The 26,891-nt window shown below is 63.1% G+C and carries 31 protein-coding genes; 9 read left to right on the top strand and 22 right to left on the bottom strand.

The window, feature by feature from the left end; all coding sequences use genetic code 11:
* Window positions 1–491: 491 nt before the first annotated feature.
* From K1177_RS16445 to K1177_RS18440, 11 genes are all read right to left on the bottom strand, one after another.
* Window positions 492–1,127 carry a peroxiredoxin gene (locus K1177_RS16445; RefSeq protein WP_224704915.1) on the bottom strand — a complete coding sequence of 212 codons (636 nt, stop codon included), beginning with the start codon at window positions 1,125–1,127 and terminating at the stop codon, window positions 492–494.
* A gap of 160 nt (window positions 1,128–1,287) precedes the next feature.
* Window positions 1,288–1,785 (bottom strand): CreA family protein, encoded by a 498-nt coding sequence (locus K1177_RS16440; protein ID WP_224704913.1) that lies wholly within the window; start codon window positions 1,783–1,785, stop codon window positions 1,288–1,290.
* A gap of 88 nt (window positions 1,786–1,873) precedes the next feature.
* Window positions 1,874–2,674, bottom strand: coding sequence for an amino acid ABC transporter permease (locus tag K1177_RS16435; RefSeq protein ID WP_224704911.1), 801 nt, complete (start codon window positions 2,672–2,674; stop codon window positions 1,874–1,876).
* Between the two features lie 94 nt (window positions 2,675–2,768).
* Entirely contained in the window at window positions 2,769–3,569 is an 801-nt protein-coding gene (locus tag K1177_RS16430) for a transporter substrate-binding domain-containing protein (RefSeq protein ID WP_224704910.1), read from the bottom strand.
* Window positions 3,570–3,660: 91 nt separating this feature from the next.
* Complete coding sequence (locus tag K1177_RS16425; protein ID WP_224704908.1) at window positions 3,661–4,029, bottom strand: YegP family protein; 369 nt, start codon at window positions 4,027–4,029, stop codon at window positions 3,661–3,663.
* A gap of 65 nt (window positions 4,030–4,094) precedes the next feature.
* Window positions 4,095–4,403, bottom strand: coding sequence for a SelT/SelW/SelH family protein (locus K1177_RS16420; protein ID WP_224704906.1), 309 nt, complete (start codon window positions 4,401–4,403; stop codon window positions 4,095–4,097).
* A gap of 8 nt (window positions 4,404–4,411) precedes the next feature.
* Window positions 4,412–4,885, bottom strand: a complete 474-nt coding sequence (locus K1177_RS16415) for a glutathione peroxidase (RefSeq protein ID WP_224704904.1) — start codon at window positions 4,883–4,885, stop codon at window positions 4,412–4,414.
* 52 nt (window positions 4,886–4,937) lie between these two features.
* Complete coding sequence (locus tag K1177_RS16410; protein ID WP_224704903.1) at window positions 4,938–5,150, bottom strand: hypothetical protein; 213 nt, start codon at window positions 5,148–5,150, stop codon at window positions 4,938–4,940.
* Between the two features lie 63 nt (window positions 5,151–5,213).
* Window positions 5,214–5,423 carry a cold-shock protein gene (locus K1177_RS16405; protein ID WP_137150203.1) on the bottom strand — a complete coding sequence of 70 codons (210 nt, stop codon included), beginning with the start codon at window positions 5,421–5,423 and terminating at the stop codon, window positions 5,214–5,216.
* Window positions 5,424–5,635: 212 nt separating this feature from the next.
* Complete coding sequence (locus K1177_RS16400) at window positions 5,636–6,289, bottom strand: hypothetical protein (RefSeq protein WP_224704901.1); 654 nt, start codon at window positions 6,287–6,289, stop codon at window positions 5,636–5,638.
* Between the two features lie 358 nt (window positions 6,290–6,647).
* On the bottom strand, window positions 6,648–6,779 hold the full coding sequence (locus K1177_RS18440) for a hypothetical protein (protein WP_263574986.1): 132 nt from the start codon (window positions 6,777–6,779) through the stop codon (window positions 6,648–6,650).
* A 116-nt stretch (window positions 6,780–6,895) separates the two neighbouring features.
* Here K1177_RS18440 and K1177_RS16395 point away from each other — a divergent pair, with 116 nt between their 5' ends.
* Window positions 6,896–8,698: a helix-turn-helix domain-containing protein gene (locus K1177_RS16395; protein ID WP_224704899.1), complete on the top strand. Its 1,803-nt coding sequence runs from the start codon at window positions 6,896–6,898 to the stop codon at window positions 8,696–8,698.
* Between the two features lie 268 nt (window positions 8,699–8,966).
* Complete coding sequence (locus K1177_RS16390; RefSeq protein WP_224704898.1) at window positions 8,967–9,878, top strand: HNH endonuclease; 912 nt, start codon at window positions 8,967–8,969, stop codon at window positions 9,876–9,878.
* A 365-nt stretch (window positions 9,879–10,243) separates the two neighbouring features.
* Here the strand turns inward: K1177_RS16390 and lepA are convergent, their stop codons facing one another.
* Window positions 10,244–12,049, bottom strand: a complete 1,806-nt coding sequence (gene lepA, locus K1177_RS16385; RefSeq protein WP_224704896.1) for a translation elongation factor 4 — start codon at window positions 12,047–12,049, stop codon at window positions 10,244–10,246.
* 99 nt (window positions 12,050–12,148) lie between these two features.
* Here lepA and K1177_RS16380 point away from each other — a divergent pair, with 99 nt between their 5' ends.
* Window positions 12,149–13,102, top strand: coding sequence for an extensin-like domain-containing protein (locus K1177_RS16380; protein ID WP_224704883.1), 954 nt, complete (start codon window positions 12,149–12,151; stop codon window positions 13,100–13,102).
* A gap of 40 nt (window positions 13,103–13,142) precedes the next feature.
* Here the strand turns inward: K1177_RS16380 and K1177_RS16375 are convergent, their stop codons facing one another.
* Together K1177_RS16375 and K1177_RS16370 are read right to left on the bottom strand one after the other, a co-directional pair.
* Window positions 13,143–13,670 carry a hypothetical protein gene (locus K1177_RS16375; protein ID WP_224704876.1) on the bottom strand — a complete coding sequence of 176 codons (528 nt, stop codon included), beginning with the start codon at window positions 13,668–13,670 and terminating at the stop codon, window positions 13,143–13,145.
* Window positions 13,671–13,724: 54 nt separating this feature from the next.
* Window positions 13,725–13,868, bottom strand: a complete 144-nt coding sequence (locus K1177_RS16370) for a hypothetical protein (protein WP_224704874.1) — start codon at window positions 13,866–13,868, stop codon at window positions 13,725–13,727.
* Window positions 13,869–13,973: 105 nt separating this feature from the next.
* On the opposite strand from K1177_RS16370, the gene K1177_RS16365 reads away from it, so the two are divergent.
* Both K1177_RS16365 and K1177_RS16360 read left to right on the top strand, forming a co-directional pair.
* Complete coding sequence (locus K1177_RS16365; RefSeq protein WP_224704871.1) at window positions 13,974–14,933, top strand: LysR substrate-binding domain-containing protein; 960 nt, start codon at window positions 13,974–13,976, stop codon at window positions 14,931–14,933.
* Window positions 14,923–15,213 carry a hypothetical protein gene (locus K1177_RS16360; RefSeq protein ID WP_224704869.1) on the top strand — a complete coding sequence of 97 codons (291 nt, stop codon included), beginning with the start codon at window positions 14,923–14,925 and terminating at the stop codon, window positions 15,211–15,213. The genes K1177_RS16365 and K1177_RS16360 overlap by 11 nt, the downstream gene beginning before the upstream one ends.
* 44 nt (window positions 15,214–15,257) lie before the next feature.
* Here the strand turns inward: K1177_RS16360 and K1177_RS16355 are convergent, their stop codons facing one another.
* Window positions 15,258–15,992: a hypothetical protein gene (locus K1177_RS16355; protein ID WP_224704863.1), complete on the bottom strand. Its 735-nt coding sequence runs from the start codon at window positions 15,990–15,992 to the stop codon at window positions 15,258–15,260.
* Window positions 15,993–16,251: 259 nt separating this feature from the next.
* Complete coding sequence (locus tag K1177_RS16350) at window positions 16,252–17,433, bottom strand: GGDEF domain-containing protein (RefSeq protein WP_224704861.1); 1,182 nt, start codon at window positions 17,431–17,433, stop codon at window positions 16,252–16,254.
* 326 nt (window positions 17,434–17,759) lie between these two features.
* Between K1177_RS16350 and K1177_RS16345 the strand changes: the two genes are divergently transcribed.
* Together K1177_RS16345 and K1177_RS16340 are read left to right on the top strand one after the other, a co-directional pair.
* Window positions 17,760–17,948, top strand: coding sequence for a hypothetical protein (locus K1177_RS16345; protein WP_224704859.1), 189 nt, complete (start codon window positions 17,760–17,762; stop codon window positions 17,946–17,948).
* A 360-nt stretch (window positions 17,949–18,308) separates the two neighbouring features.
* Entirely contained in the window at window positions 18,309–19,496 is a 1,188-nt protein-coding gene (locus tag K1177_RS16340) for a hypothetical protein (RefSeq protein ID WP_224704858.1), read from the top strand.
* Window positions 19,497–19,649: 153 nt separating this feature from the next.
* Here the strand turns inward: K1177_RS16340 and K1177_RS16335 are convergent, their stop codons facing one another.
* The 5 genes from K1177_RS16335 to K1177_RS16315 form a co-directional block, all read right to left on the bottom strand.
* Window positions 19,650–20,555: a trypsin-like serine protease gene (locus K1177_RS16335; RefSeq protein ID WP_224704856.1), complete on the bottom strand. Its 906-nt coding sequence runs from the start codon at window positions 20,553–20,555 to the stop codon at window positions 19,650–19,652.
* Window positions 20,556–20,949: 394 nt separating this feature from the next.
* Window positions 20,950–21,711: an ABC transporter ATP-binding protein gene (locus K1177_RS16330; RefSeq protein WP_224704854.1), complete on the bottom strand. Its 762-nt coding sequence runs from the start codon at window positions 21,709–21,711 to the stop codon at window positions 20,950–20,952.
* The gene (locus K1177_RS16325; RefSeq protein ID WP_224705836.1) at window positions 21,708–22,745 is read right to left on the bottom strand and encodes a FecCD family ABC transporter permease; all 1,038 of its coding nucleotides are present in this window, start codon (window positions 22,743–22,745) and stop codon (window positions 21,708–21,710) included. The genes K1177_RS16330 and K1177_RS16325 overlap by 4 nt, the downstream gene beginning before the upstream one ends.
* A 17-nt stretch (window positions 22,746–22,762) precedes the next feature.
* Window positions 22,763–23,779, bottom strand: a complete 1,017-nt coding sequence (locus K1177_RS16320; RefSeq protein ID WP_224704852.1) for an ABC transporter substrate-binding protein — start codon at window positions 23,777–23,779, stop codon at window positions 22,763–22,765.
* 410 nt (window positions 23,780–24,189) lie between these two features.
* Window positions 24,190–25,101 carry a LysR family transcriptional regulator gene (locus tag K1177_RS16315; RefSeq protein ID WP_224704850.1) on the bottom strand — a complete coding sequence of 304 codons (912 nt, stop codon included), beginning with the start codon at window positions 25,099–25,101 and terminating at the stop codon, window positions 24,190–24,192.
* Between the two features lie 96 nt (window positions 25,102–25,197).
* Here K1177_RS16315 and K1177_RS16310 point away from each other — a divergent pair, with 96 nt between their 5' ends.
* Window positions 25,198–25,527 (top strand): nuclear transport factor 2 family protein, encoded by a 330-nt coding sequence (locus K1177_RS16310; RefSeq protein WP_224704848.1) that lies wholly within the window; start codon window positions 25,198–25,200, stop codon window positions 25,525–25,527.
* Window positions 25,524–26,312, top strand: coding sequence for an SDR family oxidoreductase (locus K1177_RS16305; protein WP_224704846.1), 789 nt, complete (start codon window positions 25,524–25,526; stop codon window positions 26,310–26,312). Before K1177_RS16310 ends, K1177_RS16305 begins: the two co-directional genes overlap by 4 nt.
* Before the next feature lie 185 nt (window positions 26,313–26,497).
* Here the strand turns inward: K1177_RS16305 and K1177_RS16300 are convergent, their stop codons facing one another.
* Window positions 26,498–26,872 carry a winged helix-turn-helix transcriptional regulator gene (locus tag K1177_RS16300; RefSeq protein WP_224704844.1) on the bottom strand — a complete coding sequence of 125 codons (375 nt, stop codon included), beginning with the start codon at window positions 26,870–26,872 and terminating at the stop codon, window positions 26,498–26,500.
* Between the last annotated feature and the right edge of the window lie 19 nt (window positions 26,873–26,891).

Genomic DNA, 26,891 nt, shown 5'->3' with positions numbered 1-26,891 from the left:
TGAGGGGAAGGGAGACGAGTGAGACTCTCGTGCCTCTTGCCTCCCACACACCGGCGTCGTCACCCGGCTTGTCCGGGTGATCCATTGGCCTGGGCGCAGAGCGGATTGCCCGGACGAGCCGGGCAATGACGTGTGGAGGGTTTGGGTGCCAAACGGCGGAGAGATGCGGGCTGGAGCTCAGGGCATCTCGGGATGGGCCCCGGCTCACGGCCGGGGTGACATCGGGGTGGGGCGAGGCTGGATGGCCCAACACGCCCCCACCTAACCTCCCCCCTAAAGGGCGACGGACACGACTGAGAGGCTTTGCGCCAAAGCAACACCATACACCGGCGTCATCACCCGGCTTGTCCGGGTGATCCATTTGCACCGGCGAAGAGATGGATTGCCCGGACGAGCCGGGCAATGACGGGTGGAGGGATTGGGGGCCAAAAGGCAAAGAGTTGGGGGCTCATGAGGCGGGGGGCCGCCGCATGAGCCGGCCGGTCGGGCGATCAGCCCTTGGGCTGGGGGACGATGCGCAGGTAGGGCTTGAGCTCTTTCCAGCCTTCGGGGAACTTGGCCTTGGCGGCTTCGTTGTTGACCGAGGCAGCGATGATGACGTCGTCGCCATTTTCCCAGTTCACGGGCGTTGCCACCGAGTGCTTGGCGGTGAGCTGCAGGCTGTCGATAACGCGCAGCACTTCATTGAAGTTGCGGCCGGTGGACGCCGGATACTCGATCTTGAGCTTGACCTTCTTGTCGGGCCCGATGACGAAGACCGAGCGCACGGTCAGCGTGTTGTCGGCATTGGGATGGATCATGTCGTATTTGCGGGCGACTTCACCGGTGGTGTCGGCCAGCAGCGGGAAATTGAGCGCAGTGCCCTGGGTTTCCTCGATGTCCTTGGCCCAGCCGGCATGATCCTCGAGCTTGTCGACCGACAGGCCCAGCACCTTGACGCCGCGCTTGTCGAACTCGGGCTTGAGCTTGGCGGTGAAGCCCAGCTCGGTGGTGCAGACGGGGGTGAAATTCTTGGGGTGGCTGAAGAGCACAGCCCAGGAGCCATCGATGTAGTCGTGGAAGTGGATCGGGCCTTCGGTGGACTCAACGGTGAAATCGGGGGCGGTATCGCCAATCAAAATGGACATCGTGCTCTTCCTCTTGGGGCCCCAGAGGGCCCTTGAACTGCCTAAGGATAATATCGTGCCCCCCACTGCGCATTGAAGCGGCGGGAAGCGGAATGTTTTTATGTTGTCGCGGGTTGGAACGCCATGGCGTTCCATGTGGTGCGTTGCCGCGAGGATGGCGCTAGTTGCGCGCCGGCGCGCCATTGCTCCAGGTGACCTGCTCGGTGGCCAGCGGAATGACCGACAGGCTCATCTTGCCACTGCCCTGCTGGATCTGGCGGGCATGGGCCAGGTAGATCAGCGAATTGTTGGCGGCATCATAGATGCGGGTGACGCGCAGCGACTTCCAAATCAGCGAGCGGGCCTCGCGGAAAATCTCCTCGCCGCCGGACTTGGTCGCGATATCGCCAATGGTGATGGGGCCGGTGACCGAGCAGTCGAGGGCGGAATAGGACGGGTCCTCGAACCAATTGCCCTGGCTGACGCGATCAATGAAGGAGCGGTTGAAATATGCGAGGTGGCAGACAACGCCATCCACCTCGGGATCGGCAAGCGCATCGATGGCGATGTCATTGCCGGTCCAGTCGACGCCCACGGAGCCGACTTCGCGGCTGTCGCCGCAGGCGGCCAGGGTGATGGCAAGAGTGGCGGCGACGGCAGTGGCGGCGATACGCTTCATGTGTGGCTCCCAGAGTTGTGATGCACACATGGGGGAAGCCGGGGGGCAGCGCAAGGGGCGCCGCCGTCCGGCATTGGCCCGGGTGGCGTCAGCGCTTGGACTGGTCGAGATAGCGCTCGAGCAGGCGCACGAGCAGGGACAGCGAAATGGTCAGCGACAGATAGAGCAGCGCGACGACGTTATAGGTTTCAAAGAAGCGGAAGCTGCCCGAGGAATAGACCTTGCCCAATTGGGTGATGTCCTGCACGCCCAGGGCCGAGACCAGGGCACTGTCCTTGATCATGGAGACAAAGTCATTGCCGAGCGGCGGCAGGATGGTGCGCAGGGCCTGGGGGAAGGTGATGTGGCGGAAGCGCTGCCAGCGGCTGAGGCCCAGGGCACTGGCCGCCTCGAGCTGGCCGCGGGTGACCGCCTCGATGCCGGCGCGAAAAATCTCGGCGATGAAGGCGGAATAGCAGACGGTGAGCGCGACAATGGCGCGCCAGGCGAAATCGAACTGGCGCACGGTGATCGATTGCCCGGTGGGCTGGAGCAGCCAATTGACCGCGCCCACCATGGCCGGCGCACCGACGAAGGCGACATAGAACAGGAACACCAGCACCGGAATGCCGCGAATGATCTCGACATAGAAGGTGGCGAGTTCGACGAGGATGCGGTTGCCGGAGGTGCGCGCCAGCGCGACCAGGAGCCCCAGGACCGTGGCCGAGACAAAGGCCACCAGCGTGACCCAGAGCGTGGTCTGCAGCCCGCCCGAGACGGTGCGGAAAATCTGCGAATAGGTGGCGTCGGTGGCAATGCCCCAATAGCCGAGCACAAACAGCAGCAGAATGGCCATGAGCCACCAGGGCAGGCGGGACAGCATGCTGGGCTTGCGGGGGGTATAGGGCATCAGAGCCGATCGGAATGGCGCAGGGGACGCGCGGACAGCTGGCGGCCAGACACCCCTCTCAAAGCCAAGAGGGGTGCCTGGCCAGATGGGCGGCTTACTGCGCGGCGTTGTAGTCGTAGAACCACTTGGTCTTGAGGGCGTCCAGCGTGCCGTCGGCCTTGATGGCGGCGAGGGCGGCATTGATGGGCGCGGTCAGGTCGGAGCCGGGCGTGAGGATGAAGCCGAAGTCTTCGGTGCCCAGGGGCGTGCCGACGACCTTGAAGGCGCCGGGATTGGCGCCGATGTAGCCGTCGGCCGAGGTCTGATCCATGAGCACGGTATCAATGTCGCCGGCCATCAGCGCCTGGACGGAGGCGCCGAAGGTGTCGAACAGCTTGATGCGCGGATTGGCCTCGTCGCCATCGAGCACGTCATAGACGGCGACATAGAAATTGGTGGTGCCGGCCTGGGCGCCGACCAGCAGATTTGCGTCGGCGGCAAAGCTGGGCGCATCGGTGAAGCGCGTCTCGTCGGCGCGCACCAGCATCAGCTGCTGGCTGGTGAGATAGCTGTCGGAGAAATCGACCTGGGCCTTGCGCTCGTCATTGATGGTGATGCCATCCATGCCGACCTCGAACTGGCCATCGCGGACCGACTGGATCATCACGTCCCAGCTCGAGAGCTCCCACTTGACCTTGGCATTGAGACGCTTGGCGATCTCGTTGAAGAGGTCGTATTCGAGGCCGATGCCCTCGCCGGTCTTGGGATCGGCAAAGTTGAGCGGCACATAGGCGTTTTCGGTGACGGCAACGATCTCGCGCCCCGCCAGATCGGGCAGGCCCTGGGCCTGGGCGGACGGAATGGCCAGAGCAAGCGTGGCGACAACAGCGGCGGCGCGCACAAGGAAGTTGGACATGAGGCGGCAGGCTCCCGGACAGTGATTGTGACCGGGAGATTAAACTACGGCATCACGGCTTGAAACCTCAGATTTCGGCCTGTCGACAGGCTCAGCTTTCCTCGACAACCGCAGCGGGCGGGCCGTTCTTGATCAGCGAGGCAATGGCATTGCGGGCGCTGGACTTGGACTTGTAGGTCTCGGTGCGCACCATGGTCTCGCCATTGCTGGCGACGAAGCGGACGAAATGCTGGCCATCCTTGGAGGCGACGATCTCGAAGCGATAGCCCGACCCGCTCTCGCCCTTGGAGAGATCGACCGTGGCGGCGCCCGGCGCATGGGACTTGAGGGACTCGATGGCCGATTTGGCGCTGGCCTTGGCCTTGTAGCTCTCGGACCAGAAGATCTTTTCGGCATTGTAGACAAAGGCGAACTTGAACTGATCGCCGGCAGCGGCGCTGATCTTGAACTTGTGGGCCATCTGGCCATCCTCCCCCATGATGTGGCGCTGTGGCGCCGATGTGGGAAAGACTAGCCGCTGCGCGATCAAATGGAAGGGGGGAGTTTGTCCCGATCGATATGGCCCAGATCGCGCTCGGGGTCGATTCTGTCGCGTATCAACTGTTTAAGCGTCTTGACGTCGGGGAAGCCGCCATCGCGTTTTCTTTCCCAGACCAGCTCGCCATCGATGGCGATCTCGAAAATGCCGCCGGTGCCCGGCACCAGGGTGACCGCGCCCAGCTCGAGGCTGAAGGTGGAGAGCAGCTCCTGGGCCATCCAGGCCGAGCGCAACAGCCAGTTGCACTGGGTGCAATAGGCGATGGCGACGCTCGGCTTGGGCGCGGGGGCATCCATGATGCTGGCTAGAGGCGCCGCTCGATGGCGGGGACAATGGCCTCGGGCTGGGTATCGGGGGCGATGCGCTGGGCCACCGTACCGTCGCGATCGATGAGGAACTTGGCAAAGTTCCACTCGATGTCGCCGGGATGGGCCGCCTTGAGCCAGGTGTAGAGCGGGCTTTCGGACGGGCCATTGACGTCGAGCTTGGCGAACATGGGAAAGCTCACATCATAGGTGAGGCTGCAGAAGCTGGCGATTTCGTCGGCCGTGCCCGGCTCCTGCCCGGCAAACTGGTTGCAGGGAAAGCCCAGCACCACAAAGCCCTGCTCGCCATAGCGGCGATAGAGCGCCTCGAGCCCCTCATATTGCGGGGTGAGGCCGCATTTGGAAGCCGTGTTGACGATCAGCACCAGCTTGCCGGCATAGGCCGACAGGGCCTGCGGCGTGCCATCGAGGCGCGGAAGGGTGAAATCGGAAAGCGTCTGTGTCTGGGTCATGAGCCGATGCTAGCCCATTGCGGGCCGGCCGCGACAGTTATTTTGTCGCGCCTCAGGCCTGTGCCTGATCGAGCTGGGCGGGCAGGCGCAGATCGGCTTCGCTGACGATGCGCTGGTAGCTCTCCAGGCTCGACTGCACCTTGTATTGCACCTGGCGACCCTCATAGGGCAGCAGGGCGACGATGCGGCAGGGGGCGGCACGGCGGGTGGTGCTGCCGTGGCTGGGCAGCAGGTCCAGGGTCTGGTCGACGGCATATTTGTGCATCGGATGGCTCCGCAAAACGGCACGGGCCGCTGCCCAGAAAGGACAGCGGCCCGCAGAAAATCTCTAGAGAACGGCCAGATTGGTGGCGCTGGCGCGGCCATCACGGCCCTTTTCGATCTCGAAGCTGACCTTCTGGCCTTCATTGAGACCGGAGAGGCCGGCGCGCTCGACAGCGGAGATGTGCACGAAGGTGTCCTCGCCGCCGCCATCGGGCTGGATGAAGCCGAAGCCCTTGGTGGAATTGAAGAATTTGACGGTGCCGTTGGTGGCCATGACAGAAATCCCGAAAAGCCCGCGCATTTGCGAACGAGCATTTTCCGCCGCGGCAACATGCACGCGACGGCAGCAACGTTCGCAAAGTTCTGGGGATCGCCGCAGGCCGGCAAGCCGGGCCGGATGGCAAGCCTTGAAAGGCTGAAAACGTCATCCTGTCTAGCACTCCCCTGCCCGTGTGGCAAGGAAAGCGGGGGCGGCGCCGCCCGGGATCAGGGTTCGAGCAGGGTGCAACTGAAGCTGTCGCCGCTTTCCCCCGACAGCCAGGTCATGGTGGTGGCGGTGAAATCGCCGACGGTGATGAAGTAATCGCCGGCAAAGAACAGCGTATAGCTGCCGTCGGAATTTTCCTGGATGTCCTGGATCGGCAGGTCTTCCTCGCCATTGTTGTAGGTATAGGCATCGAAGGTGAAAATGGCGACTTCGCAATCCCAGCGGCCATTGAAGGGGAAGGCGGGGCCGGAGTCATCGCCGGCATCGCCCACGGGATCGATGATATAGGCATCGATGGAGCGGGCGTAGACGTCCATGCAGACGAAGGGATAATCGTTGACGATGGCGTCGAGCACATAGGGATCGGTGTTGCCGGCATCGAGCATGGCGGGAATGGCAGACCGCGCCTTGCTGCTGGCAAAGGTCACATCGGTCTGATCGAGATCATCGGGCCGGCCGAAACGATGATAATTGGCGCGATCCTGCCGCAGGATGGAGCCGGCATCGGTGAGCGGATAGCCATCGGAAGCGAATTTGTCCTGCTCGGAAATCTGCGCGCAATAGCTGTCAAACTGCTGCGCCTGGGCCAGCGTGGCCGACCCCGCCAAGATCACCACGACCGCCATCACCAGACGCGCCAGACGCTTATCCATCCCAATCCCCCTGCCCGCCCAAGGCGCGGCTTATGCCCCGGCGTGGAGGTTAACAGGGAATGAAGGGGGCGAGAAGGTGGGATGCGACGTGCTGAGCTGCCGGCGGCGGCGGAACGGAGCCCGGGAAGACGGGGGGCCTGGAGTCTGCGGGGTTTAGGACGGGTTCATCGTCCTGCGGCGCGGCTTTGGCGGCGTAGCGGAAGGGGTGGGGCATGATCTCTCCTGTCATTTGCGGCGTTGTGCCGGACAGGAGAGGGTAAGGCGGGGTGGAGAGGCGCATACTTTAGTAGCGCCGGCGATCTCAACAGGTTCTGGACAAAGATTAGCCAACGAAATTGTGAATCGACTATTGGTGGCCTCACATGCCGTTGATAGCAAAGAGCGCGCTCAAAAGTGCAAGCGCAGCTGCGAGGCTTTCAGCGGTCAAAGAAGGTGCAGTCAGCATCACAATGGTCGCCGCAACCACCGAAAAGACATCGCTAAATTTCATGGTCGTAGTCTCCGGCGTTGAGCCCTGCCAGGGCGATGTTGACTATGAGACTTTGCTGGATGAACCTCCGAGCCGTATGCGGATTGGCCGCGGAAAAATGCGGAGTCTATGCGGAAATGAGCCGTGAGACCTTTGGTGCTGCTGTCGGGCAACTAATTCAGCAGCGCAGGAAGGCGCAGGGTCTCACCCAAATTCAGCTTGCGGAGGACGCGTACGGCACCAGCGCGAAGACCCGGCGAATTAGCGAACTTGAGGGAGGACTTGTCGCAAATCCACACCCAAGAACGCTCGACCCGCTGGTGGCTGCACTCGGCATTTCCAACAAAGAGTTGGAGGCATGCGCCTCCAGAACCTCAGCCCTTCCTGATCCAGCGCTGGATCGCGCATATCGGGAGGCGCGGAACATGATTGAGGCTGTCGCTCGCCAGTTTGAGAATGCAAATCCCGCCTCCACACTGGCTGAATTGGAAGACTATCTGCGCTCAAAGGCAAAGGAGTGGAGCGATCTTCGAGCGCGGATAGAACGACTTGATGAAGCGGACTTGGACTTAGCTGACCTCAAGGCCAGTGCTATCGATGCTCTTGACCAAGGAGACTATACAGAAGCTGACGAGGCCCTTCAAAAAGCCGAAGAAACTCAACTCAATGGTAGTGCGTTGCGTGAGGTTGGCAAACTCGTCGAACTCAGAGTTACGAGAGGCGACGTAAAGCTTACTGCTGGCGACCCTACAACGGCGCTATCGCACTATTTCTCGGCCGCTGAAATGCTGCGGCCTCTGTCTGAGGCCCGGGCAGCTGATCTGCTCAACGAGATTGCTCATGCACTGTACGAATCAGGCCGTAGATCTCTGCGTTCACATTTTGAGGTTGCAGCAAAATTACTAGAAAAGTGCCTAACCTTTGAGAGCATTCAAGGCAACAAACACCAATCATCGAAGACATCCTATCAGATTAGCTTGATTTTTCGGAACGAGGCATCGCTCAGAAGCAAAGGCGACCGCGATCGAATTTTGTACAACGAAAAAGCCATCCAATATGCCAGAGAAGCAGTGACGGCATTCTCTTCAATCGAAGCCGATTCAGAGGAAGAACTGTTTGACCTAATTTCTGCGGAAATTGCGCTCGGGAACTCGCTATTTGATAAAGCTCGCTTTCATAGGGATGCAAAAACTTTCGAAGAAACAGTTCAGATGTTTAGAGCTACTGTTAGCAGACTCAGCAAACTGGACGGTATGTACGAACTCAAGGCACATGCCGCCAACAGCCTTGGCAGCGCTCTCATGACAAGTCTCGAAGCAAGGAAGGACACAGCGACTTCCGCAGCCCTGACAGAGGTCATTCAGTCATACAAGCAAGCCATCGCTGCTGCTGAACAATGCTCCAACACCGAGGTCTGGGGTGTGGCGCATGGTAATATGGGAGGAGCCCTAATACTTCTTGCTGCAAGCACCACGGACACCGAAGACGCTCATTTCTTGCGCGTAAGGGGGATTAGTGCTCTCCAGACAGCTATCGAGACCTACCCGACGGTCTTGTTTCCAATGCCCCATGCTCAAATGCACTTGCGGCTGGGGGAAGCCCTTGTTCAGCACGGGCTGAAATGCAGCGCCGAGCTGATGGAGCTCTACCTAGTCCGAGCGCTGGGTTCCTATCATCTGGCCGCCAATATTCTAGACGAAGAGCGCCATCCCTCGGATTGGGCCTTCATTCAAGCAGAATTAAGTCGAATATTCTTCGCGCACTCACACGTAGCTGAAGCAAAGATAGCAAAGTTCGATTTGGATCAGTCAGCAAATCATATGAAAAACGCTGTCCGCGTGCATGAAAGCATGAACTCCAAGAAGGAGGCGGCGGCATGCAGGAAGGCCCTCAAGAAAATAGAGGAAGCGCAGGAGAGCGAGGGCCGGAATCCATCGTGAGATGATGGCGCGTGCCTTGCGCGCTGGAAGACCTCAGGATGGGTCCCGGCTCAAGGCCGGGATGACATCGGGGGTTTTGCTGAGTGCTGTGTGTGCTTGGGCACCCCACCTAGCCTCCCCCTGAAGGGGGAGGGACCGCGTGGTGGGTGGGATGAGATTGGAGCTCCGGGCCCGATTTTGGTGATCTGGTCGTTGGTTCATCGCGGCCGCGGCTTGCGGCCTTGCTGCGCGCATTCCATGAATGGTGCTAGCACTAAGGGCGGACAGTATGACTTTCGGCGTTTTCATACATCGGGCGGATTCGATTTACGACGACAGCCCGGCTGAACGCTATCAATTCCCCAAACCCTATCTTGAGCGCGCGTCGGCCTGTGTGGGCGACTGGATTGTCTATTACGAGCCGGTGAAGGTCCGCGATTCCAAGGGCTACTATGCCCTGGCGCAAGTGGAGCGCATTGTGCCGGACCCGACGGCGCCGAATATGTATCTGGCCCTGATGGTGCCCGGGAGCTATCTCGAATTTGCCAATCCGGTGCCCTTTGCCGACGCCAATGGCGTGGTGGAGCGCGGCTTGCTCAATGAGCAGGGGCGGATTTCCGGGCGGGCACAGGCGGCTGTGCGCCCGATATCGCCGCGCGATCTGGACCGCATCCTGGCGCGCGGGCTGGAGGAGGCGCACCCGCTGCTGCCGCGCGTGGGCACAGCGGAGGCGCCAGCGGTGCAGCCGTTCGAGATCGATGAGAGCCAAGAGCCCTTTGTGTTCGAGCAGGAGCGCGAGCGGATCAGCGCGATGACGACACGGACGCTGCGCGACCGGGTGTTTCGCCGCGTGGTGTTGCGCGCCTATGACGAGCGCTGCGCGGTGACCGGGCTCAAGCTGATCAATGGCGGCGGCCGGGCCGAAGTGGCGGCGGCGCATATCAGGCCGGTGGAACACAATGGGCCGGACAGCGTGGGCAATGGGCTGGCGCTGTCGGGCACGGCGCATTGGATGTTTGATCGCGGGCTGATCGGGGTAGCCGATGATCTCAGCATCATCATCTCGCGCCAGGTGAATGACCGCGACGGGGTGGAGAGCCTGATCAACAAGACTGGCCGGCTAATCGGCCCGCTGGCGGCGCGGGATCGGCCGCATCCGGCATTTCTGAACTGGCACCGGGAGCATTGCTTTAAGGCGTGAGGCGCCTCTCATCTGAAGGGGGAGGTGGGGCAGCGGAGACACCGCGATCGGGTGCGGCAGAGAGACCTCAGAATGGGTCCCGGCTCAAGGCCGCGATGACATCGGGGGTGGGGCGGGTGCGGCGCACCCGAAAGTGCAGAGCCCTCGGGTCAGGCCCGAGGGTGACGCGCGGTGGGCGGTGATGATGCCATGCAGGACGCCCGAAGGCCCCCTCACCCGGATCGCTGTGCGATCCGACCTCTCCCCCTGGGGGAGAGGTGAAGGAGGAACCGCTATTTGACCGGGTGCCCGCTGCCTTTGGCAGCGACCCGGCGACTGATCTGCCAAGGCGCCACTGGCGCCTCGGCTTTGCTAACGCAAACCGATCAGTCGTCACCCATCTTCAGCGCCTTGATAAACGCTTCCTGCGGGATTTCGACGCTGCCGAACTGGCGCATGCGGGCTTTGCCCTTTTTCTGCTTTTCGAGCAGCTTGCGCTTGCGCGTGGCGTCGCCGCCGTAGCACTTGGCCGTCACGTCCTTGCGCATGGCGCGCACGGTTTCGCGGGCAATGATCTTGCCGCCGATGGCCGCCTGGATGGGAATGACGAACAGATGCGGCGGAATGAGCTCCTTGAGCTTTTCGCACATCTGGCGGCCGCGGCTTTCGGCGACGGTGCGGTGCACCAGCATCGAGAGCGCATCGACCGGCTCGGCATTGACCAGCACCGAGAGCTTGACCAGATCGCCGGCGCGATAATCGTTGAGCGTATAATCGAAGCTGGCATAGCCCTTGGAGATGGACTTCAGCCGATCATAGAAATCGAACACGACTTCATTGAGCGGCAGATCATATTCCACCATGGCGCGATTGCCGACATAGCTCAGATTGCGCTGCACGCCGCGGCGATCCTGGCAGAGCTTGAGAATGGAGCCCAGATACTCATCGGGGGTGAGAATGGTCGCCTTGATCCAGGGTTCGCGGATCTCGTCGATCTTCATCACATCGGGCAGATCGGCCGGATTGTGCAGCATGAGCGTGCTGCCATCGGTGAGCGCGACCTCGTAGACCACCGAGGGGGCGGTGGCGATGAGATCAAGATCGAACTCGCGGCTGAGCCGCTCCTGGATGATTTCGAGGTGCAAAAGCCCGAGGAAACCGCAGCGGAAGCCGAAGCCGAGGGCGGCGCTGGTTTCCATCTCGAAGGAGAAGCTGGCGTCATTGAGGCGCAGCTTGCCCATGGCGGCGCGCAGCTCATCGAAATCGCTGGCATCGACAGGGAACAGGCCACAGAACACCACCGGCTGGGCCGGGCGGAAATCGGGCAGCGGCTCGGCGGTGGGCTTGCGATCATCAGTGATGGTGTCGCCGACATTGGTATCGGCCACTTCCTTGATCGAGGCGGTGAAAAAGCCGAGTTCGCCTGGGCCCAGCTCGCCGACATCGACCAGCTTGGGGGTGAAGACGCCGACGCGATCCAGCTCATAGCTGGCATTGGCGGCCATCATGCGGATCTTCTGGCCCTTGCGCACGGTGCCGTCGATGACGCGGATCAGCACCACGACGCCGAGATAGGCATCATACCAGCTATCGACCAGCAAGGCCTTGAGCGGGGCATTGACGTCGCCCTTGGGGGCGGGGAGGCGGGTGACGATGGCCTCGAGCACGGTATCGATGCCCAGGCCCGTCTTGGCGGAAATCTCCAGCGCGTCCGAGGCATCAATGCCGATGACATCCTCGATCTGCTGCTTGACGCGCGGCACATCGGCGGCGGGCAGATCGACCTTGTTGAGGACGGGGACGATCTCGTGATTGGCATCGAGCGCGTGATAGACATTGGCCAGGGTCTGCGCCTCGACGCCCTGGGAGGCGTCAACGACCAGCAGGCTCCCCTCGACGGCGGCCATGGAGCGGCTCACCTCATAGGCGAAGTCGACGTGGCCGGGCGTGTCGATAAGGTTGAGGACGTAAGTTTCGCCATCATTGGCCTTATAGGTGAGACGGACGGTCTGCGCCTTGATGGTGATGCCGCGCTCGCGTTCGATATCCATCGAATCGAGCACCTGGGCCTTCATCTCGCGCAGGTCGAGCCCGCCCGTGGACTGGATCAGCCGATCGGCCAGGGTGGACTTGCCATGGTCGATATGGGCGACGATGGAAAAATTGCGGATGTGGGAAAGCGGCGTTGTCATGGGGCGCTGATAGCAGAAGCCCGGGGGCGCGCAAAGATGGTTTAGCGCAGGTTAACTGCGCGATTGCGCAACAAAGGGACCGCTGCGGCGGGAATTGACATGCGGACGCTGACACTGAGCCTGGCGCTGGCCGCCACACTGCTGACGCCGACCACCCGGGCGCAGGACTGGCTGGACCAAATGGGCAATGCCATGGAGCAGCTGACGGCGCCCTTGCAGCCGCCCAGGGCCCAGCCCAAGGCGCAGGGACCGGTGCCGCCGAAACGGCCGAGCGAGCCGACAGTGGATGTGCCGGTGGTGGCGCCCGTGGCGCCGCCGGTGCCGCGGCCACGGCCGGAGGCGCTGGATGAAAGTGCGGCACCCGCGGACGAGGCGAAGCCGGCAGAGGAGACGGAGCCCTTGACGGAAGCGGCGCCGGCGACCGAAGCGGCGCCGGCTTCAGAGCCCGCGCCTGTTGCGGCGCCCGAGCAAACCGCTGCGCCCAAGGAGACACGCATCTATCAGGGCGCGTGCCCGGCGGTGATCGCGGGGCTGGTGCAGGCGACCATGCTGCCGCCGATCAGCGAAGAGGGCTGCGGGGAGCGCTCGCCGCTGTTGGTGACGGCAATCCAGAGCCGGGGGCGCATGGTGAGCCTGAGCCAACCGGTGACCACCAATTGCGCCATGGCCAGCGCCCTGCCCGGCTGGCTCGCCACCGTGGATGGTTCTGCCGGCAGCATGCTGGGCAGTCCTCTGGCCGAAGTGGTGACCGGAACGGGCTATCTGTGCCGGGCGCGGGTGGGCGGCGACGATGCGCTGATGTCCGAGCATAGCTTTGCCAATGCGCTCGATGTCACCGGATTCGTGCTGGAAGACGGGCGGGCGCTGAACGTGGCGGCGGACTGGCGAGACGCCGATGCGCCCGCGGGGCGGCTGTGGCGCCTGGCGCATGATGCGGCCTGCGGCAGCTTCACCACCGTATTGGGGCCGGAGGCCAATGCCGAGCATGCCGACCATCTGCATCTCGACCTGGGCTGCCATGGCCAGAGCTGCACGGCGCAGCTCTGCCAATAGGCGCCGGGCCGGGCCCGCAGAGGCCCGGCGCCGGATGGGCTTATTGGGCCGGGGTGGCCGGGACAGCAGCGGGATCGACGGGAACGGCGGTGCCGGCAGCGGCAGCTGCGGTGGCCGCAGCGGCCTTGGCGGCTGCTTCGGCATAGATGGCGGTGACGGCATCGACACTGGCGCGATCGGCACTGCCCTCGGCACAATCGGGCTGGGTCTTTTCGACATCGGCCTTGACCTTGGCATAGGCCGTGGCGGCGGAAGCGTCGTCGAGGCCAACGCTGGTTTCCAGGCGCTTGAGGTCGCCGGCCATGCCGGTCTTGACGGCATCATCGATGGGCAGGGCGCAGATCTCGATCACCGCCTGGGTGGCATAAAAGCCGGTGAGCAGATTGCTCTGCTTGGGGGCCTTGGAGACGTCGGCGGCCGGATCGATGACCACATTGGCGGGCGCCTCGGGCGCGGCGGCCGGGGCTGCCTCCTGCGCCTGGGCGGCGCCGAGGCAAAGGCCGAAAAGGGCGACAAGCGCCAGCGGCGCAAGGCGCGACGGGCGGGGAAGAACAGCAGGGCGGATCATGGGCACTTCCTGATTGCGGATCGGTTGCCCCTCTTGAACGAGCCGAATGTGGCTTCAGAACGGCGCCGTGTCGCATTGCGGATGATAGACGGGCAGATCGGCCCAATCGCGCGACGAGAATTGCGGGGCTTGCGCGGGCGCCTCCGGGCGCAGCCAATCGGCCAGAAGCCGATGAAGATGATACAGCAGGACAGACATTTTGTCGTGGTCTCCAGATGGGGTGGGTAAGATTTGCCCCTCTTTTGCGCCTGTGACAGCACCATCACAATGGACAGTGGCGCGGCATCGTTATAGAAAATCTATATGACAAACCCATTTCCCATTCCGCTCAATGCCCTGCGCGCCATCGAGATCGTGGCGCGGCGCGGGGCGCTGGCCCCGGCGGCCGAGGAACTGGGCGTGACCATTGGCGCAGTGAGCCAGCATCTGCGACGGGCCGAGGAGCGGTTGGGCGTGGCGCTGTTTGACCGCAGTGGCGGCGGCTTGCGCCCCCTGCCCGCGCTCAGCGCAGCGCTGCCGCAGCTGACGGCTGGGTTCACGGCGCTGGCCGAGGGGCTGGGAAGTCTCAAGGGCGACGAGGACGGCGTGCTCAACCTGACCGTGGGCAGCGTGTTCGCCTCGCGCTGGCTGATCTGGCGGATTGCCAAATTTGCCCGGCTACACCCCGAGATCGAGGTGCGGCTCAATGTGTCGGCGACAATGGTCGATCTCAGCCGCGCCGATGTCGACTGCGGCATCCGCTTCGGGCTGGGGCAATGGCCGGGCGTGCAGGCCAGCCTGATCGGCGGCACGCGCTATCAACCGGTGTGCGCGCCCAAGGTGGCGCAACACCTCGGTCGCGTGGCCGATCTGGCAAAGGTGCCGGTGATCCAGGACCAGACGACCATGCTGAGCTGGGACGCGTGGCGGGCGGCGGCGGGGCTGGACGAGACGGTGGTGCTCGATGGTCCGGTCTATTCGGATGCCTCGCTGGCCTTTGACGCAGCGATTGCCGAGCAGGGTGTGCTGATGGCGGCGGACATGATGAGCGCCGACGCGGTGAGCGACGGGCGGCTGGTGCGCCCCTTCGGGCTGAGCGTTGACGGACCGCAGGGCTATTTTTTGGTGGTGGGCCGGGGCAAGCGCGAAAGCGGCAAGATCCGCGCGCTGCGCCGCTGGCTGGCGCAGGAGGTGCCCGCCAGCGTGGGCGGCTATCTGCAGCAGCAGCGCGCGGAGGCTGGCGTTGCCGACCCGCGCGGTTGTATGGACAACCATGGCAGATAGTTATCGGGCGTGGCTGCGCGGCGCCGTCAAATGGCAGGAGATCAACGTCATCGACCTGCGGGACGAGGACGGCACCGGCAAGCGGCTGCAGTTCTGCGGCCTCAAGACCCTGGGCCAGATCGACAAGCTGACCGGGCCCGAACTGCTCGAGATCGAGGGCATGGGCATCGGCGTGATCAAGCGGGTGCGCGCCATCATCAAGAAATGCAAGGCCACCGAACGCCGACGCCGGCCAACCTCGCCGGGCTATGTGCGAGTGGAGCGGGAATTTCCGGAATAGGCGGGGCCCTGCCCCATCGCCTATTCCGGCAGAGCCACGCGCAGCTAGGGCGTGACCCGCTGGGGCGTGCCCAGGCTGCTGGTGCCCACCAGAGCCGATGACTGGCTGCTGACGCCCCAGGTCTGGCCGTAGCGCAGCACGGTGAAGCCCACCTGATAGGTCGCCCCCTCGAAGTCGAGCACGGCGCCCAGTTCCACCTGTTCGTCGGCGCCATAGGTGACGGCCTGGGCGGCAGCATTGGCGCGATAGCGCGGCTGTTTGTCGGCCGGCAGATCGAATTCTCCGATCTGGCGCACGACCAGAGCCTTAAGCCGGGACGGATCGATCTCAGCGGCAAAGGCGGACGCCCCGGCAGCGTCCATGGTGAGCGGGCGCCCATGATCGATATCCACGGTGCTCAGCAACCCATAGGTGAGAAACTGCACCTGCTTGGCGATCTGGGCGGTGAAATTGGCGCGGTTGATCGCCACAAGCATGGGATCGGTCGCCGGCGCGGGCACGGCGACGTTGAGCATCTGATAGCGATCGACATAGGCGGGGAAATCGAACCGCTCGCTCATCGGCTCGACGGCGCTGGCCGCCAGAACCGCCGCCAGATCATGGTCGGCCACGCCATCGAGATAGGCCGCAACGGCGGCTTGGGGGGTTGCGAGATCGCTGGCGGCGGCGCCCGAGACAGACAGCGCGGCAAACAACCCGGCCAGCAGGACGGCTTTGGCTGCGGGAATCGGCGCGCGCGTTGGGGTGCTGGTGGGGATGGACGGTGCGGTGGCGGGCATGGGCGATCTCCTGATGAAAGCTGGCCTGAGGATATCGCCTGTCTGCGTGGGCGGCTGTTCCCGGGGGAACCGGGGGGCATGGGGGCGATCGTGGCTGCCGGGGCAGAGCTGGGGCCGCTATGGGGTGGGGAGACGGCGTTGCCGGAATAGGCCGGGTGCCTTGGGGTGTGCGGGGAATAGGCAACTTCTTGCGCAGGGCACGTCAGGCGCTGACAGTTCGTCGGCCTATCGCCCTGGTCGCGCTTTGGATGTCAGGCCTTCAAATGGCGAGACGTCCTTGCGGTGTCAGGACCTCGGGCTTCCGCCGCGCATGCCCACTTCTTGGCGCTTCTGTCTGGACCCACTGTGGTGACAGGTGGGCGCGAAAACCGCCGCCGCTTCTCTTGACGTCATAGCTTGCCGCGTCGGCTTCGCGGACGAGCGCGTCCAGCGATCCGCCGCTTTCGTCGGCAATGCTGAAGCCAAGGCTAAGGCCGATGTGGACAGGTTGGCCGGTGCCAACTTCATAAGGCTGGGTCAGTTCACGATGGATATTGCTGGCCATAAGGCCCGGACCGGACTCACTATCGAGGCCTGTCTGCAAGACCACGAACTCGTCTCCGCCGACGCGAGCGACCACACCGTTATGCCCAACAACACGGCGCAATCTTTCGGAGAGCGCCTGCAGCAACCGATCCCCTGTCGCGTGGCCGAATTGATCATTGACCGACTTGAAGCCATCCAAGTCGAAGGCATGGACCGCAATCGCGCCGCCCCGATCTGGCGGCAAGGCGTTGAAGGCCTCCTGCAAGCCAAGACGATTTCTGAGTGACGTTAGTGGATCGAGCCGCGCCAGATTTGCCACTTTCAGGCGCATCGCGATGAGGCGGCTCGCGTTCCGGTGAAGATGGGTAATGGTCTCCACAGCGTTCAGGAAAAACAGCACGAAGACCGCAGCGATCAGGACCCGCGCATCCTGTGTAAACATCAGCGCCGAAGCAATGGCCGGCGCCGCGGCGAGGATCACGGCGCCCATGGCGATCACGGGGCGCACCGATATGCGGGTGGCTACGCCGGCGCAGTACCCAAAGAGCAGGGCGGTCCCCACGACATGGAGATGCAGCTCGGGCAAAGAGAACATGAGCGCGCTCAAGCCGCCAATGGGCGCCGCCATGCACCAGGTCGCAATGGCGTGACTGGTTTCGAACCGCCTGATGACCGAAAGCGTGGGGGATTGAACACGCATGGTCCGACGATGAAAGAAGATCAGAAAGACTTTGAGAACCGACGCCAGGCCCCCGAAGATCGTCAGGGCCAGGGCAACGGCATCATTGGTCTGGCTGTAGGTGTAAAGACCGCTGCCCAAAAGGATCAACCCAATGGACGCTGTTGGCAGCACATTGTCGGACAGAGCCTCTACGAGGGCCTTGTAGAGATCGCTCGATTCAGTTTGACGCTGCATCAGTCGAACAATGGTTGTTGCACCGATCTTCTTGATAGCACAGGATTTCTTTATGGGACCTTTAGCCGCGACCGGGAATGATCGCGCACAATTCACGCATCGTTAAGGCCGAGGGCATTGGGGAGATGCCCGGCGTGCTGTTGGGTCAGAGTCCGACCTGGCGGCAAGGGGGAAATGCCCGCACCCGCCGGGCAGCGCTGCGCCCGGCATGTGGGCGGCGGGTCACGCCGGGGGGTGGGCTGGGGGCTGGGCGTGGGCGGCGGCCGGGCTCAACGCCTAAGCAAATAACCTATTGATACCTAAAACATTTTTTGGAGCCGCGGCACATGAGCTTTTTGGATTACGCCGTCCTGCTGGTCGTCCTGCTTCTTGTTGTTGGGTTTGCGCGGTATCTGCGCATCAGCAGCGGCGCGATGGTGCGTTCGCAGTTGGACCTGCATCGGGAGCGCGAGAAGGCCATCAAAGGCCACTATGACAAGCCTGAGCGCGACAGCGGCGATGAAGACCAGGCGTAGGACAGACAGGGAGCCAATGGCGGCTGCGCCGTCGGGCTTGAGGTTCCTTGGGCACAGGCCTGCCTGAACGGCTGAGGTGGGTGGGAAGCGGACTGACGGGTTTCGGAGCAAAGCCCGCCAAAGTGGAAGGTGGCGAGACGTCGTGAGAACAGCTACTGCCACCACCATGCGGCGTATCCCGGCGAACCTAATGGCGACCATACCACGCGCGTTACGTATCGGGCCCTGCCCGGAACTATCACATCGTCCGGCAGTGCTACATGCAGCGTCTGTGGAGCGATTCCCGCTGTAGTGGGTATGCGAAAGCTTGACTTGGTCCCAGTTGTGCGCAGCTTATTGTGGTGGATTTAGGAGACCTCCGTGCGCAGTTTTTCGATAGGTCTCATTCTTGCATTAGTTGGCCAGAGCCATACATTTGCAGTTGATCCTATTGCCTCGCCACCTGCTCCCAACATCAACCTCTATGCCTGCCCAGTTCCTCCTGGCCTCGAAGCTGAGCAGGATCGGCGGATGGAGGCCTACCTGAACGATACGAACGCGGCATTGGGCGACGACGGATGGTATGCGACCGTCCCCGCCGCGACGGAAGTAGGCTATTCGGCAACCTATCCGGTGCTGCTCGATCTCAGTTCTACGCCCATACTCATTGGAATACTGTGGGGTGGGCCGGGCTATGGCGACATCATTGATCGCCCTATGGTGTGCGGCCACTCGATGGAGCCACACGGCTGGAACGTTCTCGTGCAGGCTTATGGCGACGGATTTGCCACCATAGACGTTCGGAAGGCGATCGCCGATCAGCCCTTGCCAACCGAGGAGGGGCTGCACGAAATCGCTCCATATTCGTTCAACTTCGATATTGCCGACATCCCCTATCAATACGTGCAGACGAGTGTCGCTGTTGGCTTGACCAAGGTGTGGCGTCCCGATCTCGTTGAGTTGGGCGCTGCCTTCTCCGAACTGCCTGAGAGGCATCCAGACTCGTCAGATCCAGACGCAATCTGGCCGGTGCTCGATAGTTTCACTGGGGTGCTTCTAACTGCGGAACTACCTTTCAACCGGACCAGGGCAGTACCCACCAGCACGGTGCGGATAGCGAAAGCGATGAAGAGTGCCTTGATCGGGGGTAACGGCGTCGACTTCGACTCAGGTCTGAGGAAGCAGCCGGTCAACCTTACGGGAACCCCCTATTATCATGGCCGCTTCAGTGGGGTCGAGGAGGCCCATCCGGGAGAGCCCGATCCTGCGGCGGAATTTACCTTTATTCCGGAGGGTGAGGAATTGCTGGTGCAGCGCAAAGGTGGGGAGACTGTGAGGATCAGCCTAAGCGGCTGGCTAGACCAACAGGCCGCCGACATTTTCGTCGATGGTACTATCCCTAGGGTTGCAATCAGCGCGCCCTCGTTTGAATTTGAGTACCAAGGGGCCAAATTAAGGTACGTGCTCATCGGCTTGGTGAGCGAACTTGTCGAAGGCCAAGAAGGATATGCGCGGTACAAAGTTCATCGCATCATTGGTGACCTGTTTGCCGACCAGCCGCTATTCTAACAAAGAGCCGCAAGCTTGCTCCGGATGTCCCACAGCGCTGCATGTTGAACAAGCCAGACTTTGCGAAGCGACGACCAATGGCAGGTCTTGGGTAGCGTTGAACGGTCGTTGAACGCCCGCAATGGGGTCGCCAGCTGCCGTTCGCCGCCGCCGCTATTCGTTGGTGAAATGCGCGTCGAAGATGGATTTGACCCAGTCGTATTGCGGGCTGATGCGCCCGAAGCCGCCGGTGGACCCATAGACCGCGTCGTCGCCCCAGTCGTTGACGCCGACAATGGCCCACCCCTCGTCGGTCTCGATCCAGAGCGAGCCGCCGCTGTCTCCTGACCCCAGCACGCCTTCATAATCATCAACCGGCAGGGGATCGCTGTTGTCAAAGACATTGCTGGCGCCATCCTCGCTGTCGAAATCGACCAGCAGTTGATTGCCGCCCTTGCCATCGGGGGCCGGATCCTCGACCACGTCGATGATGTTGCGCGCCGCAGCGGCATCTTGGCTGGTGTAGTATTTGTCATCCTGGCCGACCGAGCCAATGCCCCGCGAGCCAAAGCCGACCATGGTGGCGAGCTGACCCAGCTCATCGCTGCCGCCATAGAGAAGAGGCGGGGTGTCGCAATCCTCGACGGGTCCATCCAATTCCACGATGGCGATGTCGTAGCCCGGCGTCTCTTCGCTGTTGGCGTCGTAATTGGGATGGATATGGACGGCCTTGCCGGTGAACTCGGTGCCCGCGCGGGTGTAATAGGTCCAGGTGGCGGGATCGTCCCAGTCGCCGAAATTATGCGCTGCCGTCAGCACATAGGCCGTGCCGTCCTGATCATTGCCGATCCAGGTGCCGGAGCCGCCAATCTGCTCGCCGTCGAAAAAGCTCATGATGGCGCAGAATTGCGGCTCCATGGCCAGCGCCTTGGCGGCGCCGAAGCCGTCGCCTTCCGCACCCTCCGCCCCGCCCTGATCGGCCCAGGTGCTGTCGAGAATGATCACCGCCTGGGCCGGACCGGCGGCCACCAGGCTGAGCAGCGCCGTGCCCAGCAGCGCCGCGACGATATTGGAGGTCATGCCTCGCCCCTTGGGTGTCTGACTGGGCATTTGTGGAATGGTCCGCTTTGGTTGGTCTTGAGGTTGCATGGTGGGGATATCAGCGTCCGATCCGGACGCAGCCGTGCGTCGGGACGAGCGCTGTATTGGTGAAGGGGATGGCACCTGGTGGCGATGGGCTTGCCCCCTGGACCACGGCCAACCGCAGCCAAACACCTGGGAAAAGAGCATCGATCCGTCTCGTCTCGGTCCACTCAAACGCCTGGGGCTTTTGCCCCACAGATTCATCCTATTAGCAGCGCATTTGGGTGAACGACAGCCTTGGCGAGAGCCAAGCTCAGAGGGGCTGGCCGAGGCAGAGCAGATACGCGCGGTTTGGGCGCCGGGGTGGACGGTCGCGGCCCCTGCCCTGCCGCTAGCGCGTGAAGTGGATATGCGGGCGGGCGTGGTGGGGGGAGGGCTCGACATGGGCGTCGACATGAAAGACGTCGGCGAGGAGGTCGCGGGTGAGCACGGCTTCGGGCGTGCCGGCGGCGACGACCTGGCCCGATTGCAGCACCAGCAGCTCGTCGCAGAACATGGCGGCGTGGTTGAGATCGTGCAGGGCGATGATGCTGGTGACCGGCAGGTCTGACACCAGCCGCAACAGGCTGATCTGGTGCTGCACGTCGAGGTGATTGGTGGGCTCGTCGAGAATGAGTTCGCGCGGGGATTGCGCCAGGGCCCGGGCGAGCTGGGCGCGCTGGCGCTCCCCGCCCGACAGGCTCTGCCAGGACTGGTCGGCCTTGTCGGTGAGGCCGGTGCGCGCCAGGGCTTCGGCAACGGCGGTGGCGTCGGCAGCGGTCCAGCCGGAGAACATGGTCTGGTGCGGGAAGCGGCCGAGCTTGACCACATCGATGACGCGCAGATTGGCGCTGGTGGTGGCATGCTGCTCGATGAAGGCGACGCGGCGGGCCAGGGCCCGGCGGCCGATGGTGGCGATGTCGGTGCCATCGAGCGTGACGGCGCCCGCATGGGGGCGGCGCAGGCCGGTGAGCAGGCGCAACAGCGAGGTCTTGCCCGAGCCATTGGGGCCGAGCAGGCCCAGCGTCTGGCCAGGACGCACGGCGAGCGATACGCCGTTGACGATGGGTTTGGACCCGATCTTCCAGATCAGATTATCGGCCTTGATGGTCATGACGGGCGCTGCAGCCGATAGAGAATGATGGCGAAAAAGGGCACGCCGACGAGCGCGGTGACAACACCAATGGGCAGCACCTGCTGGGGGATGAGGCTGCGCGAGGCGATATCGGCCAGCACCATGAAGATGGCCCCGGCAATGGCGCAGGCAGGCAGCAGACGCGCATGCAGGGGCCCGACGACATAGCGGGCGGCATGGGGCACGACCAGGCCGACAAAGCCGATGGTGCCGACCATGCTGACGATGGTGGCGGTGATGACGGCGGTGAGCGCGAAGAACAGGATGCGCGTGCGGCCGACATCGACGCCGAGCGATGCGGCGGCCTCGTCGCCAAAGGCGAAGGCGTCGAGCACGCGGGCATTGAGCAGGCAGATGACCAGCGCGACGCCGACAACGATGGACACCAGCACGAACTCGGGCCAGCGCACGCCGCCGAAACTGCCCAGCAGCCAGAACATGACGTCGCGCGCCTGCTGGGCATTGCCCGAGGTGGTGACGACATAGGCGGTGGCGGCGTTGAAGAGCTGGGAGGCGGCAACACCGGCCAGAATGGTGCGGTCAGCGCCGCCGCGCGCGCCATTGGAGAGAATGGCAACGAAGAAGAAGGCGGCAAAGGCGCCGACGAAGGCGCCGGCCGAGAGCGAGATGGCGCCGGCGCCAATGCCCAGGATGACCACGGCCACCGCACCGGTGGAGGCGCCGGCGGAAATGCCCAGCACATAGGGCTCGGCCAGGGGGTTGCGCAGCAGGGACTGCAGAATCGCCCCGCAGAGGGCCAGGCCCGCGCCGCAGAACACGGCGACCAGGGCCCGGCTCAACCGATATTCCCAGATGACCGTCTCATGCATGGGGTTGAGCGCGACGGCGGTGAACCCGAGCTTGTTGGTGATGGCATAAAAGGTGGTCGACATGGAGATCGGCAGATCGCCGACCCCCACGCTGATGGCGACCACCAGCGCGATGGCGAGCAGGCTCGCCAGCAGCCACGCCGCGGGCACAAGCCAGCGGCGCAGCGGCGGCGCCGCGCTGATGGTGGCGAGAGTGGTCGTCACTTGAGGCCGAGAGCCTTGAGCTGCTCGGCCACCGTCTCGGCGCCAAAGATGGTCTGGACGCTCGGGTTCATCGCCTGGGCGGGCATGATGATGAGCGCATTGTTCTGCACGGCCGGCATCTGGCTGGTGGCCGGATCGGACTTGAGGAAGTCGATCTTGGCCTGGGCCTTATCGAGCTCCCAGCGGTTGCGATCCACCTGGGTGACGACGATGACGTCGGGATTGCTGGCAATGATGCTTTCCCAGCCGACGGCAGGGGATTCAGCGTCATTGGTGATGGCATTGGTGCCGCCCAGGACATCGGCGATGAAGCCGGAGGCGCTGTATTTGCCGCCGACATAAGCATCGGCCGAAGGCTCGGGGCTGGAGAACCAGAAGACATAGGAGAGCGCCTTGCCGTCCTTGGGCGCATCGGCGCGCAGGGCGGCCTCGCGGGCCTTGAGGTCGGCAATCACGGCCTCGCCCTTGTCGGCCACGTCGAAGATGCGGGCGAGATCGTCGATCTCCTTGTAGAGCGTATCCATGTTCCACAGGGCGCTGCGGTCGCCATAGCCGAACTTGTCAGTGGCATTGCCATCGGCCACGCAGGTGCTGGGCGAGATGTAGCTGGGAATGCCCAGCGCATCGAAATCCTCGCGCTTGGCGACCTTGCTGGACGGACCAATCAGGCTGGGCAGAGCGGCAGCGACGAAATCGGGATTGGTGGCCAGGATGGATTCAAAAGTGGGGAACTCAATAGTCAGCACCGGCACCTTGCCATTAGCCTCGGCGAGCTGGGGCAGCACCTTGTTGGGCCAGAAGGCCGTGCCAACCATGCGATCCTCAAGGCCCAGCATGAGCAGGATCTCGGCGCTGTTCTGGCCCAGGCCCACGGCGCGTTCGGGCGCCTTGTCGAAGGTGATGCTGACGCCGCAATTGTCGATGGTCAGCGGATAGGTGGTGGGGGCAGCAAGGGCCGGAGTGGCGGCGAGGCCAGCCAGCGCGAGGAGGCCGGCGAAAACGGGCAGTTTCATAGCGTTGCGATATCCTGTGCGTGCGGCGGGTGGTCTCGCCGTCAACTGCGCGGGGGTATAGGCCCGGACACAGGATAATAACAAGAGTTGAAATATCATATTTTGTGGACGGGATGTCGCGGGGGATTTGGCCACCTGAGGGTGGTGGCTATTGAGGGCATGTTTACACTGTACACATATCTAATGTTGACGATGTTAACATTAGCTGAGGTTTCTTGGTTGTGAGGTGAAGAGCCCTCGGGGCAAGCCCAAGGGTGACCCGCGTGGGTTGGGGGCGGCGGGCACCGGACAGCGGCGGCGACGCTGTGGCCGCGAGGCGAAGGGCCATTTCAAAAAACTCGAGACCCCCGCCCTGCTCGACATCCAGGGCATGGGCATGATCACGCGCGAGCGCGCCTTGATCAGATTATTCAAGGCTGGCTGAGCCGCCCGGCGGCAAAGTCACGCGCGAGGGCGATAAAGGCCTGGAAGGCGGCGGATGAATTGCGCCGATTGTAGAAATAGAGACACAGCGGCGGGAGCGGCGGCGTCCAATCCTCAAGAATGCGCACAAGCCGGCCCGCGGACAGGTCTTCGCGGACATCGCTTTCCATGAAATAGCCGATCCCCACGCCATTGATTGCCGCGATCCGCGTCACAGACGCTTCATCAAGGGTGATAGGCCCCTCGACGTCGAGCTGCAGGTCCTCGCCGTCCTTGCTGAATCGCCACTTCAGCAATGCTCCGTCGGGCAGGCGCGCGCGAATACAGGGGTAGGAGAGCAAGTCCTGCGGCACCTTGGGAATCGCCCTGTCCCTGAAGAAGGCTGGGGACGCGGCCACCGCAATCTGCCGCATCCGACCCAGCGGAATGGCGATGGCGTCGCTGGGCACCAGATCGGCGCTGCGCAGTCCCAGATCGAAGCCCGCCGCCACAACGTCAACAAGCCGTCCCTCGGTGACAATGTCGATGTGAACCTGGGGATAGCGCTCCAGATAGGTAAGGACGAGTGGCGACATGATCTCGCGCGCTGCGGTCGCAAAGGCATTGATGCGCAGGGTGCCCGACGGCGTTTCCTGCTGCGCGCGCGCCGTGTTCATCGCTTTCTGGATGCCGTCCAGCGACGGCTTGATCTGTGCGACAAAGATTCGCCCGGCATGGGTGAGCGAGACGCTGCGCGTGGTGCGGTTGAACAACCGCACATCAAGTTCGCGCTCGAGCTTGCCCACGGCGTTGCTGATCGCGGTGGTCGACATGCCCAGATCCAGCGCCGCGGCGCGAAACGACCCACAACGATCGATGGCGAGAACGGCCTCGAGTTCAATCAGCGAATGGCGAGCCATTATCCCGGTTTCCGTGACACGCTATGCTGCTTTGTCTCGATTATCAGGTGAAAAGTCCATCGCTATGTTTGCGTCATCACCAATACGGAGATGACCATGTCCCTGAACCTTCCCAGTCCCATCGCCGACTATATCGCGGCAAATGCCCGTCTCGATATCGACGGCATGTTGAAGCCGTTCCTGCCCGATGCCCTGTTCATCGACAACGGCAAGCCCTTCGCGGGACAGGCGGCAATCCGCCGCCTGTTCGAACAGGAAGTGATCCCGGTCAAGGCGATCTTCGCACCCGAGTCCGTTCGGGAAGAAGACGGCGATATCGTGCTCGAAGGCCCCGCTCACGGCGAGTTCCCCGGCAGCCCGATCCGCTTCACCTATCGCTTCACGCTGGCGAACGGCGCCATCCAGACGCTGCAGGCGACGGTATGAGCGTCCAGGCCAATCCCAGCGAGTTCGCCGGTCAGCGCGTGCTTGTCAGCGGCGGCACCAAGGGCCTCGGCCGCGCCACGGTCGAGCGCTTCCTCGCCGGCGGAGCCCGGGTCATCACTGCCGCCCGCACCATCAAGGACCCTATCGCGGGCGTTGACTATGTGCAGGCCGACCTGACCACGACGGCCGGCAGCGATGCGCTGAGCACGGCGGCAATCGAGCGGATGGGCGGGGTCGACATCCTCGCCCATGTGATCGGCGGGTCCGACTCGCCGGCAGGTGGCTTTGCTGCGCTGACGGACGAGCATTGGCTTGCAGAGCTGAACCTCAACCTGCTCGCCAGTGTGCGCCTGGATCGCCTGCTGATCCCGCAGATGCTGGCGCGGGGCAAGGGCACGGTGGTGCATATCACGTCGATCCAGTCCGTCCTGCCGCTGCCCGAATCCACGACGGGCTATGCTGCTGCAAAAGCCGCACTGCGAACCTATAGCAAGTCGATTTCCAAAGAGCTCGGTCCCAAGGGAGTGCGGGTCAATTCCGTCTCTCCCGGCTGGATCCTGACCGAAGGGACCGGAGACTTTCTCGAAATGCTGCGGGCGGCCAATGGCGGCACGATCGAGGACGCGCGCCAGTCCGTGCTCGATGCCCTGGGCGGAATTTCGATCGGGCGCGGCGCCAAACCCGAAGAGGTGGCCGACCTTATCGCCTATCTTGCGTCCGACCGGGCGGCGGCGATCCACGGCGCTGAGTTCGTCATTGATGGCGGCACTATCCGGACAGTGTGAAAGCCGCTCCTGGGCCCGGCACATCCGGAGGCCGGGAGCAGCCTGTCCAATACCCTTGTGACCATGCGGCAAGGCCAATTTGCGATCTCAAGAACATTGCAGCTGCGGATGGTCACGCCGGGCTGTGTCCATCCCGATCCCCAGTGCCGTCGATCACCCATCGATCTCCAGCAGGCAGGTCTGCGCTAGGGCTCATGATCGGAGTCGTAGCGCGAGCGGGCCTCGACGATGCGGTCGCTGTTGCGCAGGGCCCATCTGGCCAGCACGTCGAGCGGCTCCATGACCTCGCGGCCCAGCTCGGACAGTTGATAGTCAACCCGCGGCGGGATCGTGGGCGTGACCGCGCGGGAGATGAAGCCATCGCGTTCGAGATGGCGGAGCGTGGTGGTGAGCATCTTCTTGGAGACGGTCTCGATCTGCCGTTCCAGCTCAGAATAGCGCATGGGGCGCTCGCGCAGCAACACGATGATCAGCACCGACCACTTGTCGCCGAGATGGCCGAGGATGTTGCCGACCAATTGGCAGGTGTCGCGGGGGACGTCGACGTTTCCTAGTCTCATCAAAGTGCCTCCTTAGCAA

Origin of the sequence: Devosia aquimaris, assembly GCF_020169335.1 — a bacterium.
In the GTDB taxonomy this organism is placed as follows: domain Bacteria; phylum Pseudomonadota; class Alphaproteobacteria; order Rhizobiales; family Devosiaceae; genus Devosia; species Devosia aquimaris.
Note: the sequence above shows the minus strand (reverse complement) of the source record. Positions and strands in the feature narration are given on the sequence as shown.